Annotated in this window: 11 protein-coding genes; 9 read left to right on the top strand and 2 right to left on the bottom strand. The window is 41.8% G+C overall.

The genetic code is table 11. The features are described from left to right. The 8 genes from V7K79_RS15600 to V7K79_RS15565 all read left to right on the top strand — a co-directional run. A partial coding sequence (locus V7K79_RS15600) for a hypothetical protein (protein WP_335048917.1) occupies positions 1 to 957 on the top strand: 957 nt, incomplete at its 5' end. Positions 958 to 990: 33 nt separating this feature from the next. Next, the gene (locus V7K79_RS15595; protein ID WP_335048916.1) at positions 991 to 1,566 is read left to right on the top strand and encodes a CIS tube protein; all 576 of its coding nucleotides are present in this window, start codon (positions 991 to 993) and stop codon (positions 1,564 to 1,566) included. Positions 1,567 to 1,634: 68 nt separating this feature from the next. Further along, positions 1,635 to 3,368: a VgrG-related protein gene (locus tag V7K79_RS15590; protein ID WP_335048915.1), complete on the top strand. Its 1,734-nt coding sequence runs from the start codon at positions 1,635 to 1,637 to the stop codon at positions 3,366 to 3,368. A 111-nt stretch (positions 3,369 to 3,479) separates the two neighbouring features. Next, positions 3,480 to 3,977, top strand: a complete 498-nt coding sequence (locus V7K79_RS15585; protein WP_335048914.1) for a PAAR domain-containing protein — start codon at positions 3,480 to 3,482, stop codon at positions 3,975 to 3,977. Between the two features lie 594 nt (positions 3,978 to 4,571). Continuing rightward, positions 4,572 to 4,985 carry a GPW/gp25 family protein gene (locus V7K79_RS15580; protein ID WP_335048918.1) on the top strand — a complete coding sequence of 138 codons (414 nt, stop codon included), beginning with the start codon at positions 4,572 to 4,574 and terminating at the stop codon, positions 4,983 to 4,985. Further along, positions 4,982 to 7,207: a putative baseplate assembly protein gene (locus tag V7K79_RS15575; protein WP_335048913.1), complete on the top strand. Its 2,226-nt coding sequence runs from the start codon at positions 4,982 to 4,984 to the stop codon at positions 7,205 to 7,207. The genes V7K79_RS15580 and V7K79_RS15575 overlap by 4 nt, the downstream gene beginning before the upstream one ends. A 78-nt stretch (positions 7,208 to 7,285) precedes the next feature. After that, positions 7,286 to 8,320, top strand: coding sequence for a phage tail protein (locus tag V7K79_RS15570; RefSeq protein ID WP_335048912.1), 1,035 nt, complete (start codon positions 7,286 to 7,288; stop codon positions 8,318 to 8,320). Between the two features lie 74 nt (positions 8,321 to 8,394). After that, entirely contained in the window at positions 8,395 to 9,594 is a 1,200-nt protein-coding gene (locus V7K79_RS15565) for a DUF4159 domain-containing protein (RefSeq protein ID WP_335048911.1), read from the top strand. 186 nt (positions 9,595 to 9,780) lie between these two features. Here V7K79_RS15565 and prmA read toward each other — a convergent pair whose 3' ends face one another. Both prmA and serA read right to left on the bottom strand, forming a co-directional pair. After that, positions 9,781 to 10,701, bottom strand: a complete 921-nt coding sequence (gene prmA / locus V7K79_RS15560) for a 50S ribosomal protein L11 methyltransferase (RefSeq protein ID WP_335048910.1) — start codon at positions 10,699 to 10,701, stop codon at positions 9,781 to 9,783. A gap of 294 nt (positions 10,702 to 10,995) precedes the next feature. Next, complete coding sequence (gene serA, locus V7K79_RS15555) at positions 10,996 to 12,576, bottom strand: phosphoglycerate dehydrogenase (protein ID WP_335048909.1); 1,581 nt, start codon at positions 12,574 to 12,576, stop codon at positions 10,996 to 10,998. 795 nt (positions 12,577 to 13,371) lie between these two features. Here serA and V7K79_RS15550 point away from each other — a divergent pair. Next, positions 13,372 to 14,175, top strand: coding sequence for a Uma2 family endonuclease (locus tag V7K79_RS15550; RefSeq protein ID WP_335048908.1), 804 nt, complete (start codon positions 13,372 to 13,374; stop codon positions 14,173 to 14,175). The last annotated feature ends 309 nt before the right edge of the window (positions 14,176 to 14,484 follow it).

Below are 14,484 nucleotides of genomic sequence, written 5' to 3'. Positions count from 1 at the left end.
GGTGAAACAGCGATCGCACCACTTTCCACAACATCACCAGAAATTGGTGAAACACCAACAATTAGCGCCACATCACCGGAAATTGGTGAAACAGCGAGTATTTTCAGAAAAACTATTGACAATGAACAAACAGTAGAATCAGAATTTCCCTTTGCGGTAACAAATCCTGAAATATCAACCTTTGTTGATACCCCAGATAATCCAACCTCCCCACATGATGAAGTAAGCACACCACCTGAAGTTGAGAAAAATAGTTTACAGACACCCAATTTTAAAGAATCAGAAGAAAAAACTTCTCCAGAGACTCCGACTAAAGTCGATTCTTTTCCAGACACTTCATTACAACTAAAAAGCGCTGAGACTCACTTACCTCAGATATCTAATTCTTTAATTCCTTCTTCCTTGAGATTGGATATTGGAAAACAGAAACTTTCAAGTCTCAATTCTCCACAGCTTAATCCTCTTCAAAACCAGACAAGTGATATAGGTGAACCTTCACCTCAATACTCATCACCTCCTTTGATTTTCCGAAAAGCACATCCTAGCACTAATACATCTTCTCAATGGTCAAACACACCTTCTCAATGGTCAAGTGTAGAAGATTTACTAAATGGAAATAATGATGAATTCACTAGCTTCAACTTTAGTGATGTGGAATCTAACAGCCAAAATTATGAATCTTCTCAAGTTTCAGAATCACCACAAGTTTTTGCCAAACATCTTCCTTCATCTAGAAGCTTTGCTAATGGTGGAGAGGTCATTCCACCTGACATATCTAGAGAAATCGAACCAATAACTGAGACGATAGAGAGCGTATCCTCGTCTTCTCAAGAAGATGATAAAGATGATACGGCTGATGTTGAAGCTCTAGCTCGTGAAATTTATAACAGATTACGGCAACGGATAGAAATTGAGCGAGAGCGTCATGGCGGTCACTCAGGTCGATTCCCTTGGTAAATACTATTCAATAATTTTAGGAGAAAAACTCAAATGGCAAGTCCAGCAATTATTGTTATTCAGAAGTCTCAACCGCAACTTGAGAAAGCCAAACTTGTAGCTCATAACGGTGAAGCACCAAATATTGAATTCATGTTTAATCCCACAGACATTAGTTTTAGTCGAACTGTTAGATGGGAGAGTCAACAAGGTAATAGAGGTACCGAACTTCTCCCTAAAGTTAACTTTTCTGGCGTTGAGCCTTATAAATTCACACTTAAACAGTTACTCTACGATACCTATGAAACGAAAGAGTCAGTAATGACAAAGTACATAGACAAAATTAAAAAAGGTGTAGAAACTATTAAAGGTTCGCCGGATAAGCGACCACCTGTTTATAAATTGACATGGGGAACAGAGTATTTTTATTGTGTAATCACAAGTCTAACTTACACTTTAAATATGTTCCTAACTGATGGCACACCAGTTAGAGCACTGGTAGATATATCCTTGCAAGAAGTAGATAAAAACAACCTTCCTAAAGGAAAAGCATCAGCTTCTAAAGGAACAGATCGTCAGCCAAATCAAAAGGTAGGAAAAACTGATCAACCAAAGTCAAAAAAGCGATAAATACTAATTTATCAATCATTTATTATTCAAGGTAAATCTGAGTATTTTATCTTTATAAAATAATACTTATGGCTAAACAAAGTCTTTATTTAAGTGAACCAAAAATCCAGATAGAAGGACTAAGCGATTCTTCAGAATTGATGAAAGATTTGCTGCAAATCACTATAGAAGAAAGTCTTCATTTGCCAGCAATGTTTACATTAGTAGTACATAATAGCTATATTCCTGCTTCTGACCGTCAACAAAATAACCCTTGGCGATATGAGCAGGTATTTAAGATTGGTAAGAAAGTGAAGTTAGGTTTTAGTGAGAGTACTACTCTAGATCAGAATTTTAAAGAAAATATCGAAAAAATTCTGATTGAAGGCGAAATTACGGGGCTGGAAGTTCACTTCAATGAAAAATCTGAAGCTGATATCATTGTTCGCGGCTATGATATTTCCCATCGTCTTCATAGAGGTCGTTATAATCGTTCTTTTTTGAATCAAAGGGATAGCGATATAGTCAAAAAAATAGCTAAAGAAGTAGGGATAAAACTTGGCAATATAGACCTAAGTGGCGAAGTCCATAAGTATGTCTTCCAAGAAAACCAAACTAATATGGAGTTTTTACGGGAAAGGGCTGCTCGCATTGGTTTTGAACTATTTATTACAGATGGCAAAATAAATTTTTGCAAACCAAAAGCTCAGGGGGCTTTACCACTAAAATGGCTAGTTGATATTAAGAAATTTAGTACTCGCGTCACCAGTGCTGAACAGATAAGTTCTGTGGAAGTACGTGCCTGGGACTATATGAAAAAACAATTGATTACCCAAACAGCTAAGAAAGAGAACCAAATAACCCAGACAGGTAATAAGCTCGGAACTAGTACTAGTACTGCATTTCCTAATCTGAAATCCCAGGAAATGATTGTTGTAGATAAACCAGTTGCCAGCGCGAAACAAGCAAAGACTATGGCTCAGGCTCTGTGTGATGAACTGGGAGGAGAATTTGTTTATGCAGATGCCAACGCAGAGGGTAATCCTGAGATTCGACCGGGGCGAGTTGTTACTCTTGAGGGTATGGGCGATCGCTATAGTGGTAAGTATTATGTTACAGAAACACGCCATCTCTTCAGTCAGCGTGTTTATAAAACTGATTTCAGCGTGCGGGGACTACGTTCTGGTGACTTATTCACAACTCTATCTCCAGAAAAACGCCTACAACCATCTGAGACTTTATTAGTGGGAATTGTGACTGATAACCAAGATCCAGAGGCATTGGGTAGAGTGAAAGTCAAGTTTCCCACCCTCACAGAAAAAGATACAAGTGACTGGGCAAGAGTTGTAGCTTTGGGAGCAGGGAAAAATAGAGGTTTCGACTGTTTACCAGAGATAGACGATGAAGTGCTAGTAGGTTTTGAGCATGGCGATATCCACCGTCCCTATGTAATTGGCGGAGTATGGAACGGCAAGGATGCACCACCGGAAAAGGTGCGTGACTCAGTTACAAAACGTGGCGTAAGATTACGCACCTTTGCAACTCGTGTTGGACATACTCTACAGTTTATCGATGAAGATAAACTAACTAGTAAAACAGGTATTCGTATAGAAACTAAATACGGTCACACAATCTATCTCAATGATAGTCAAAAGCGTATATTAATTAAAACCAAAGGCGGTCATACAATCGAAATGGATGACATCGCTAGGTCTATTTCAGTGCAATCAACAGGTAATCTGTCATTAGATGCTGTTGGAAATATAGACATCTCTGCCAAAGGTGTAATTACAGTTAAGGGTGCAATGATTCGCCTTAATTAATTACTAATTCGTAATTCGTAATACTCGCGCCTAGCGTGAGAAACAAGCTACGTAATTCGTAATTTTTAGCGAAACATAGTTTAGTAATGAAAAACACTATAGGAGGTTGTCATGGGTAGACCAGCAGCAAGAATTACCGACAATGTAGCGCATCCCTTACCGCCAGTATTGACAGGAGGCCCAGGTAGTCGCAATGTGTTTATTGGGTCTTTACCTGCATGGCGAGGTGTGCTTGCAGCAGCAGTACCGGCTTTGCTATCTGCCAAAACATCTTCTGATGCAGCTGTCTTAGCAGCTGAGACTGCTACCAAGGCGGCGGCAGGTACACCAGCAGCACCTGCTGCCCTAGCCGCCGAACAAACTACAAAGACAACAGCATCAACTACCATGAGTAGCGCAATTACTTCTGCTGCGGCAGGTGCTGATATTCATAATTGTGCCACACCCTCGCCTGTACCTCCCCATGGCCCCGGTGTTGTAATTGACGGTAGTAAGACAGTGCTGATTAACAACCTGCCTGCCTGTCGTATGGGCGACACTATTATAGAAGCATTAGGGCCACCGAATAAAATTGTCAAAGGTAATCCCACTGTTTTGATTGGCGGCTGATTGCAGAGGTAGAAGGGATAAGGGAGTAGCAGGGTAGAGAAGTGAAATTCTGATCTGCATCCACGAGTATTAAAGACTCGTCGGCGAGTATCAAAGACTCGTTGGCGAGTATCAAAGACTCGTCGGCGAGTATCAAAGACTCGTTGGCGAGTATCAAAGACTCGTCGGCGAGTATCAAAGACTCGTCGGCGAGTAAAAAAGACTCATTCACGAGTATCAAAGACTCGTCGGCGAGTAAAAAAGACTCATTCACGAGTATCAAAGACTCGTCGGCGAGTAAAAAAGACTCATTCACGAATATCAAAGACTCATTCACGAGTATCAAAGACTCATTCACGAATATCAAAGACTCATTCACGAGTATCAAAGACTCGTTTACGAATTTTAATTTATGCAAAATTCCAGTTATATAGCAGTAGTCATATAGGTTAGGACATAATGACAAGCGTGAATGTCAGGAAGAGTAATGTTTTTACCTCCTGCCCCCTACCCCTGCCTCCTGCCTCTTCAACCTCGACCTTTGGCGAATAGGCTTAAACTTTCTGTGCCGATATCTTTGAAGATATCCATGTAACAGCTGTCTAAGTGTCAGATATGGTTTATGGTGGTCAACGAGAATATTTGGGAACGGGTTGGGCTTATCCACTGCATTTAAGCGTGCAAGGTGGGATACAACTTAGCCGTGAAGATCAAAAAGTTAAAGAATCTATTTGGATTATCCTTCGCACTGGAGTAGGTGAGCGGGTTTATCGACCGACATTTGGATCTCGCTTGTCAGAACTGGCGTTTGCAACCTTGAATAGCGAAACCTTGCTGCAAATCCGTCTTTATGTTTTGGAAGCGTTAGAAGTTTGGGAACCTCGGATTATTGTTGATGAAGTTCTCACAGATCCCGACCCTGTGCGTGGCAGAGTGGATATCATCATCAATTATCGACTCAAAGACAGTCGTGATATTTATAGCTTTGTTTATCCTTATTATTTGGTTTCAGCTGCGGAGGAATCGTGAACTTTGACTTTCTACCAAAATTACCTTCTTCCAACTTAGACGATCGCGCCTTTGATGACTTGGTAGACGAATGTATAATGCGTATTCCTCGCTACTGTCCAGAATGGACAGACCACAACCTCAGTGACCCAGGAATTACGCTAATTGAGTTATTTGCTTGGTTAACTGACCAGATGTTGCTCAGATTTAACCAAGTACCTCGAAAAAATTATGTAGCTTTCCTAGAATTACTGGGTATTCGTCTCCAACCTCCCGCCCCAGCGCGCACGGAATTAACTTTTTATTTAAGTGCTGCACTACCTGAAGCCTACACTATTCCGGCAGGATTAGAAGCTTCAACTATTCCAACTGAAACCACAGAAGGTATTACCTTTAGTACAGATTTACCTCTAATTATCGGCAACCCGCGCATACAACACTTCTTAACTGCCCAAACCACCGAAGATATTCCCCAATCTCTGCGAGAAAGAGTCACAAGTACATGGACTCGTGAATCTAACGGTTTCTGGACAGGTAATGAACAATCGATATTTGAAGAAGAACCTCAGCCTGGTAACTGTTTTTATTTAGCGATCGCTTCTGATGATCCCTTAGATGGTAATGTTCTAGATATTACTTTTCAAGGAGCCGCAGCTACGCCTGCTGGTATTAACCCCAATCAACCGCCTCGGAAGTGGGAAGCCTGGGATGGAGAACATTGGCAACCAGTTTTATTCCAAGAGTCAGATGATGAAACTCGCGGCTTCAGTTTTTATGAACTCGCTGAACAGGGTGGTAATCCGTCTGAAGGGGCAGATGTCCGTCTGCATTTACCGTCAAATTGGCCTGTGACCAACTTTACCTCTTACCGGGGTCGTTGGCTACGTTGTAGCTTTATTGCTACAGAACCCAATCAATCTGGTTACAATCGTCCACCCCGAATAACTGGTTTAGCAGTGCAGTCAATTGGCGGTACAGTTAGGGCTAGTCACAGTACCTTTATTGAAGATGAGCGCTTAGGAATTAGTGATGGTACACCTGGTCAGACTTTTGAATTACAAAATGCACCAATTTTAGAACGCCGAGAAAATGAGTATATTCTAGTTACTCCTGCTGGTGGTTTGCCTCAGAAGTGGACTGAAGTGAGAGATTTTGCTGATTCTGGGGCGCATAACTTTCATTACACCATTGATTCGCTGACTGGTACAATCCAATTTGGACCGCTGATTCGTGAACCTAGCCAACTTAAACAGCAAACATACGTGCGAAGCCTGCGGCAGCCTGCACCAACGCGAATCCAGCAACCATCACTAGATGACACATCTGTACAAGCTAGTACCTTAGAAAACAATCAGTCGGAACACCAGTACGGCGCAATTCCTCCCCGTGGCTCAGAGATTAGGATGGTTGCTTATCGTACAGGCGGTGGTAGAGAAGGCAATGTTCAAACTGGGGCAATCCAGTTTTTGAAGTCTGCATATCCATACATTACTAGTGTGGTCAATCGTGTACCAGCAATCAACGGTGCGGATGCCGAATCGCTGGAACAAGCTGTAATCAAGGCTCCCCGCATCCTTCGCACACGCGATCGCGCCGTCACTGCTGAAGATTTTGAAGTTTTAGCTCAACAAGGAGGGAATGGTGCGATCGCTCGTGTTCGCTGTTTGCCAGCGAATTCTCAAAGACAAGCTGGTATAGTTAGTTTACTGGTAGTTCCTTACGCCAATACAGATGCGATCGCCCAAGGCAATGGCATGACACCAGAAAATTTTGCCCTCAGTAATGCCCTGCAAGAGCAAATTTTGAGTTACTTAGATGAAAGACGGTTATTAGGGGTACAAATAGAATTAGAAGAACCAAATTACGTAGGTGTTTCTGTACAAACAGAAGTTGCTTTAGAGCCAGCTTATGATAACCCTTTTGCCAGAGAAGAAATTCGTCGGAATTTAAGGCGATCGCTGTATAAATATTTAAATCCATTAACTGGAGGAATCGACGGCAAAGGATGGCCCTTTGGGCGACCCGTTTATACATCAGATATTGTAGCTTTACTGCAACAAACTCTAGGCGTGCGTCATTTAGGCCCCGTCTTGCTGTTTCCCATCCGCAAGCAAGGAGAAAATTGGCGACGACAACCATCGCCAGAACAGCTAATTGACCCAGGCTCGGAAGGTTTAATCTGTTCTTGGGCTGACACAAATCTGCGTTCTAATCACGACATCCAGATAATTCGTAATTCGTAATTCGTAATTTGTCATTTGTCATTTGTCAGTAGTTATTCTCCCCCAGTCCCCAATCCCTAGTCCCCAGTCCCCAATCCTATGGTTCAAAGTCGCTCTAGTCCATCTGTACGCATTCAATTAACGCCAATGCAAATTCCCGAAGCTTTACCTGTGGCAGGTTTAACATTTGCAAACGCGAAAAACATGGATGTAGCTGGACGTAGTTTACTCTTGCATCCTGGGCTTCCCAGCGAGATGATTGTGCAAGTGCAAAACTTAGAACAGCGTCCTTTGCAGGTAAACTTAAGGGTTGAAGGAAACTTTCCATCCCAGTGGTGTCAAATTGGTACAGAAGGCAGTGAAATACCGCCTCGTGGACAAATGGATGCTGTCCTCTACTTCTCAATTCCCGACACATTTTTTGAAGACCAAGAAGCAATTTCTCCTGGAAAAAAAGATAAACTAACTCTCAATTTTCGCAGCTTAATTACTCTACATATAGACCCAGGCACGGACAACGAACAAGTTGAAAGAAGCGAGTATTTCGATTTATATATCCGTCCCTACACTGCCTACATGGAATTCTTGCCAATTTTATATCGGGAAGTGGATTTTATTGGTCGCTTCATGAAAATATTTGAGCAAGCTTTTCAACCAATAGTTGATAGTTATAATGTCATGTGGGCAAACCTCGATCCTTTGACAGCACCGCAAGCATTACTACCCTTTATGGCTCATTGGGTTGCTTGGCAAGTAGATTCTGTTTGGGATCTCCAGCAACAACGGCGTTTAATTCGCCGAGCTGTAGAACTTTATCGCTGGCGAGGAACTCGTAAAGGATTGCGTCTCTACTTGCATCTTTATACTGGTTTACCGCTAGACGAAGATTTACCTAATGAAGCTGATAAACATATTAGTATTACAGAACCTTTTGGCCCAAGTTTTATTATTGGAGATGCACAATTAGGAAATGCCGTTTTAGCAGGTGGACAACCATATCATTTTATAGTACGTTTGCGTTCAAATATTTCTAGTGGCATTATCAACGAAGAACTGATCCAAAGAATCATAGAACAAGAAAAACCTGCTTTTTGTACATACGAATTATCTATTGAAAATCCCCCTAATCAATAAAATCTCCAACTTCTTCTCTCTATGACTCTGCGTGAGCCTTTCTTAAATTTTGAATTTTGAATTTTGAATTACTTATGTCTCATCCTTTCCCACCCCCACCAATTAAATCTTTTGAACGCCTGCAAGCCGCAGACGGTTTATTAATCAATGCAGAACGCTGGCGCACAGCCCATGATTACCACCGTAATCGGCAAAATGCTCAATATCAAAGTTTAAATCAACCAGGAATTGTCTGCGGTTTAGGCGTGCGAGATGTGACTGCTCCAAGCCAAGTTGAAGCTAGATATCGAGATGGACGTTGGGTACAAATTCAACCTGGTATTGCAATTGATTTAGCAGGTAATCTAATTGTTGTACCAACTTCTTATGATTTTCCTATAGATTTAGAAGTTGTAAGTTCTGAACCGCTCATGATCTACTTAGTAGTTAGCTATGTAGACCCTGATGAATTGCGGCGCGGACAGCAAAGAGATGTTGTTCAAGAAACTTATCGAATTGACCAAATAAACTCTACGCCAGCCAGTTCAGAAATAGAAATATGTCGAATACTTCTGCAACCAGGACATACTGACATTACCCAACCTGCGGATGCTTTCTTTCCTGGATATAACAATATTGATTTGCGTTATCGCCGTCAGGCACAAATGCGTCCCCAAGCACTTGTATGTATGGCGCAGGCGAATCATAGCGATCCCGAATGTGCGCGTAATTTTTTCAGCCTTTCGTATTTGTTACAAGCAGTAGAACCTTTATACCCAAGTTTGCGAGGATCTGATGAACCAGGTCAGGTTTCTTTAGCAGAAAATATCCAAGACTATGACATCCTTTATCTCACAGGCGGACAAGCAATTTCTTTAAATAGTCTCGAATTTGAATCTCTCAGAAATTACTTAAATTTAGGTGGTGTACTTTTAGTTGATGCGCCAACAAATGCTAATCCTCTAATTGAGAGTATTCAAGCCTTAGCACAACAATTAGAAAGTCCTTTAAGACCTTTAGAAGAATTACAAAGGAGTCATCCTTTAAGGACAAAACCTTTCTTATTTGCTGCTTTGCCAATGGTTAATCAACAACAGATTAAACTGTTAATTGGTGGAGGAATTATTTTAGCAATTGGAGATTTAGCAACTGCTTGGGGACTGGATAGAGATTTGAGTTTACCCAGATTGACCATTCGTACAGCTCAGGAATTAGGTATTAATATTCTTCACTATGCTTGGAAGCGGCGACAATTAATAGGTTTGCAACAAGAAGATAATTCCGGGCAGTGGTAAAAGCCAAGTTAGTAGAATGGGCATTGCTTTTAATCGTATTGAAATGATGCAAAAGTTTTTGAGCAATGCCCACCCTACAACATAAAGTTTAAATTATTGACTTTGTTTCCTTATATTGAATCACTTAAACATTACTTGATTATTTCTACTTAAGTCGAATACTGTTAAAATGCATCATTCACTGAGTTAAGAACGCCTTACATTCAAGCAACACCATTCTTTTCGTTTCCATAAGGTAGCAACAACCCAACCATTCTCTTCTAAAGCGTCAGCAACAGCTTTAGATTGTTCCAGTAAAATACCACTGAAGATTGCCCAAGTTTCAGGTTTAGCGATCGCACTCATTTCTGGAATCAATTCAATAATCACATGAGCCAAAATATTGCAGACAATACCATCCACTGGGCTTGCAATTAGTTTTGTCAAAACGTCTACACTTCCCTGTGCAAGTAGTAAACGTTCTGAGATAATGTCGTTCAGCGCACCATTACTGATAGTTGATTGCACCGCCAAAGGGTCAGTGTCTACTGCATAGACTTTCTCGGCTCCCAATAGCAGCGCCCCAATGGAAAGGATACCAGAACCACAGCCAATATCCGCAATTACCAGATGCTCATGTTTACCACTATTACCCACAAAGGATTGAGGAACTCCACTTAGCCGCATTTCCAAGGATTCCAAACATAGCTGAGTAGTGGCATGGTTGCCCGTACCAAATGCTACACCAGGGTCAAGGCGAATGACTAACCGTTCGGTTGTTTCTGGTAATGGTAGCCAAGCGGGGTTAATTAGGAAGCGATCGCCTATTTCTTGTGGATGCCAATATTGTTTCCAGCTAGTCGCCCAATCTTCCTCATCAATTAATTGCCATTGTAGTGAGGGAGATGAAATTCCTACACACAGAGCATCTTGACGCAGCCACAGCGACAGTGCTGCCAAATCTAGTAGCTGTGTTTGAATTGTCGGCAGATAAGCCTTGACTAAAGATGAATTTCCTTTATTTTCACTAGCTGTACCACGACAGCCAAAATCTTCCAGTCGCCAAAAGATCGAATCTTCTAAGTCTGGCTCACATAAAATATTTAGTTCCCACCAAGTATTTGCCATTTTTGAGTGCTGAGTCGTGAGTGCTGAGTCGTGAGTACTGAGTCGTGAGTGCTGAGTCGTGAGTGCTGTTAGCGGAAGCGGGGCGTTTAGCCCGTGTTGAGTGTTGAGTGTTGAGTTATGAGTTTAAGAGTTAGGAGTTCTCCTGTTTAACTGCTCACTCTTGACTATTCACTCCTAACTTTTTTACTTAGCACTGGTTACTCAGCACTTAGCACTCATAGGTTTAACTGCTCACTCTTCACTACCCACTCCTAACTTTTATTCACTCAGCACTCATTACTCAGCACTCAGCACTCATAGTGTTACTGTATACGCATCCCGAATACCAGGGACTTTTATAATTTCATCCAAAATGCCCTCTGGTAAAGGGTCATCTATACTCAGAGCCATTACCGCATCACCACGGACGATTTTACGACCTACTTGCATACTGGCAATATTCACATTAAAACTGCCGAGTAGGGAACCAAGTTTGCCGATAATCCCTGGCATATCGCGGTGCAAGGTAAACAACATATATTTGCTGGGTGGGACGTTAATTGGGAAACCATCAACGTCAGTGAGGTGGATTTCCCGCTCACCCAACAAAGCACCTGTAACAGAATGAGTACCTAAAGTACCCGTAGCTTCTAGATGCAGTGTGCCAGCATAATCTCGAATAGAAGCATCGCGGGTTTCAATCACCCGAATTCCACGTTCTTTGGCTTCTATGCTGGCATTTACGTAATTTACTCGTTCCCGCAAAGCTTGGTGAAGTAGTCCTTTGAGGGCAGCAACGATTAAAGGCTGACTTTTATTAGTTGCGAGTTCCCCTTGCAGTCGAATATTGAGTACTTCTACCCGTCCACCAGCTAGTTGTCCCACTAGATTACCGAGAGTTTCTGCTAGTTGCATATAGGGTTTGAGTTCTTCCAACACATCGGGGCCGAGTCCGGGAATGTTGACAGCTGAACGTGCTGGTAGTCCTAAAAGAACATCGCGAATTTGTTCGGCAACATCAATAGCCACATTCACTTGAGCTTCTGTAGTAGATGCTCCCAAGTGAGGGGTGAGGATGATTTCTTTACCTAGCGATCGCAATTCAGATTCACCCAGTGGTTCTGACTCGAACACATCCAAGGCTGCACCACCGATTTTACCCGCTTTCAGAGCTGCTGCTAAAGCTACTTCATCAATGATCCCACCACGAGCGCAGTTGATAATCCGGGCTGTGGGTTTCATTTTTGCCAGAGTTGTGGCATTGATTAAGTGGGTAGTTTCTGGGGTTTTCGGGATATGTAGGGTGATATAATCTGCTTGCTGGAAGAGTAAATCTAGCTCCACCAACTGACAGCCAATTTGTTCGGCTCGTTCTGTAGAAATAAAAGGGTCATAAGCTAGGAGTTTCATCCCCATTGTTCTAGCTACAGCCGCAACATGGGAGCCAATTTTACCCAAACCGACAACACCGAGAGTTTTTTTGTAGACTTCTGCACCAACAAAACTATTGCGATCCCATGCCCCGCGTTTCACCGAAGCGTTAGCATCGGGGATGTGGCGAGACAAAGCCAAAATCATCGCTAACGCGTGTTCGGCGGCGGCAATCGTATTTCCCTCTGGAGAATTGACTACCACAATTCCTCGGCGGGTGGCAGCAGGAACATCCACATTGTCTACACCAACACCAGCACGACCAATGATTTTTAGTTGGGTGCCGGCTTCAATGATTTCTTGAGTGACGCGCGTACCAGAGCGAATCATCAGCGCGTCGTACTCACCAATAATTGCGATCAGTTCTGCTGGTTTTAGACCTAGTTTGACATCAACGGTAGCAACTTGCGAAAGAATGTCAATTCCAGCTTGGTCAATCGAATCAGAGACAAGAACCTTAGACATGATTACTTCATTTAAAGCTACAGGTTTTGCTGCACAAGACTTTTTAGTTTAGTCTTTATCTGTCGCAATTTTGCAAAAATTATTCGTTTGAATATCAACTTTACCTTTACTTACACTAAGTGCTGATAGTATCAAAGCGTGAATTGCTCCCAATGGGCACTGCTTTCTAAGTTTTTGAACATAAGTTAGCTGTTTGCACCACCCTGTCGCTAAATATAAAGCATGAATAGCACTAAGCACCGATATATTTATTAATAGTTAAGAGTTACCAAAATTTTATCGGCACAAGCAATTTTCTTTATGGGGTAAAAACGCCTGTATTCATGATTAGACTCACACTTTAGCTTATGCAATGCTATCACAACCGGCAAACGAACTAGTAATTATTATATCTGTCGAATCTTGTCTGTTTCTCAATACCACAAGTGGTATCCCTTAGTCAAAGCAAAACATTACATCATCAAGATAATTGGATTGTGACAGTTAAAACTTAGTCATCAAATAAATTTTCTAACTGATGATTCCGGCAGATTTGAGATTGTCTACTAGTTAAAAGTTAGCAATTAGTGTCAGTAGAGTACTCTATATAGAGTAGTAATTTGTCAAGCTAATTTTAAGAGTTTGTAGTAAGTACTAAAGTGCTTAAAAAACCAAGACTAAAGTCTTGACTACGAACTCGTTCACGCCTCGTGATTAATGAGACAGACTACTAATGACATTGTAAGGGGAGAAATCGCTATAATTCTGTTGAGCCAAATAGAGCCAAATATCCTTTGAGTTTTGGGAAAACCAGCCATGTTAGAGTACAACTTGCCAAGGTACTTGCCCTCAGCCGAGGAACTACCAGACTCAGATGAGACGCCTGTGGATAATGAACTGCAAGAATTGATACCAGGCTTATTAAAGGCGATCCTGCTGATACTTTGGTCAGAACGCATGGACTGGTTGTTTGCGATAGATATGGGTATCTATTATCACCCCGATAAACCGCCAATTGTACCGGATGGGTTTTTGAGCTTAGAGGTAGAGCGGTTTTATGATGAGGAACTGCGTCCTAGTTATGTGCTGTGGGATGAAAACGTTGTACCGATTTTCGTGCTAGAAGTAGTTTCCCAAAATTATCGCAAAGAATACACTACTAAATTGAACGAATATGAGGCTTTAGGTGTACTTTATTACGTGATTTATTCCTCCCGTCGCCGCCGCAAACCGCATCTGGAAGTACATAAGTTAGTTAATGGTAAGTATGAACTGCAAGGGGGAAACCCCGTTTGGCTACCAGAAATTGGACTGGGAATTGGTTGCGAAAGGGGAAATTATTGCGGTGTAATGCGGGAATGGATGTATTGGTATGATGAGCAAGGACAACGGTATCTCACGCCCGCAGAACAAGTAAAACAAGAGACACTACGCGCTCAACAAGAATCATTACGCGCCCAACAAGAAGCGCAACGCGCTCAACAAGAATCACAACGCGCTCAACAAGAAGCGCAACGTGCTCAACAAGAATCACAACGCGCTGATGTTGCAGAACAACGGGTTCAAAAGTTGGTGGAACAATTAAGAGCGCTCGGAATAGATCCAGATAATCTGGCTTGACTGAAAATATTTTGCAATCTTTTCAACAAAACCTAATTTTTAAGTTTTGTTAGATATATGTATTTTTCCTAAATAGCTGTATTTTTTTACATATTATTAATTAGATTATACATGCTTGATACAATTGCGCCCATGTAAATTAGCAGTATATAGCGTTCGATCCAGTCTTGTAATAACTCATCAGTGGTTTTTCTACAATCTGCAAACATGGCCACGGGAGCATCCCACTTTGGCGAAAACATCAAATAGTGAGTGTTCCATTAAGGTAAGCACAACGGACAGAAAGTACCGAATTAACGTTCTCAATTT

The organism is Nostoc sp., from assembly GCF_036917575.1.
Lineage (GTDB): Bacteria > Cyanobacteriota > Cyanobacteriia > Cyanobacteriales > Nostocaceae > Nostoc.
Note: the sequence above shows the minus strand (reverse complement) of the source record. Positions and strands in the feature narration are given on the sequence as shown.

Excerpts from the sequence above, each read along its gene's own strand:
- V7K79_RS15595 (WP_335048916.1), top strand. The coding sequence starts at position 991 with ATGGCAAGTCCAGCAATTATTGTTATTCAGAAGTCTCAACCGCAACTT.
- V7K79_RS15590 (WP_335048915.1), top strand. The coding sequence starts at position 1,635 with ATGGCTAAACAAAGTCTTTATTTAAGTGAACCAAAAATCCAGATAGAA.
- V7K79_RS15585 (WP_335048914.1), top strand. The coding sequence starts at position 3,480 with ATGGGTAGACCAGCAGCAAGAATTACCGACAATGTAGCGCATCCCTTA.
- V7K79_RS15580 (WP_335048918.1), top strand. The coding sequence starts at position 4,572 with ATGGTTTATGGTGGTCAACGAGAATATTTGGGAACGGGTTGGGCTTAT.
- V7K79_RS15570 (WP_335048912.1), top strand. The coding sequence starts at position 7,286 with ATGGTTCAAAGTCGCTCTAGTCCATCTGTACGCATTCAATTAACGCCA.
- V7K79_RS15565 (WP_335048911.1), top strand. The coding sequence starts at position 8,395 with ATGTCTCATCCTTTCCCACCCCCACCAATTAAATCTTTTGAACGCCTG.
- prmA (WP_335048910.1), bottom strand. The coding sequence starts at position 10,701 with ATGGCAAATACTTGGTGGGAACTAAATATTTTATGTGAGCCAGACTTA.
- serA (WP_335048909.1), bottom strand. The coding sequence starts at position 12,576 with ATGTCTAAGGTTCTTGTCTCTGATTCGATTGACCAAGCTGGAATTGAC.
- V7K79_RS15550 (WP_335048908.1), top strand. The coding sequence starts at position 13,372 with ATGTTAGAGTACAACTTGCCAAGGTACTTGCCCTCAGCCGAGGAACTA.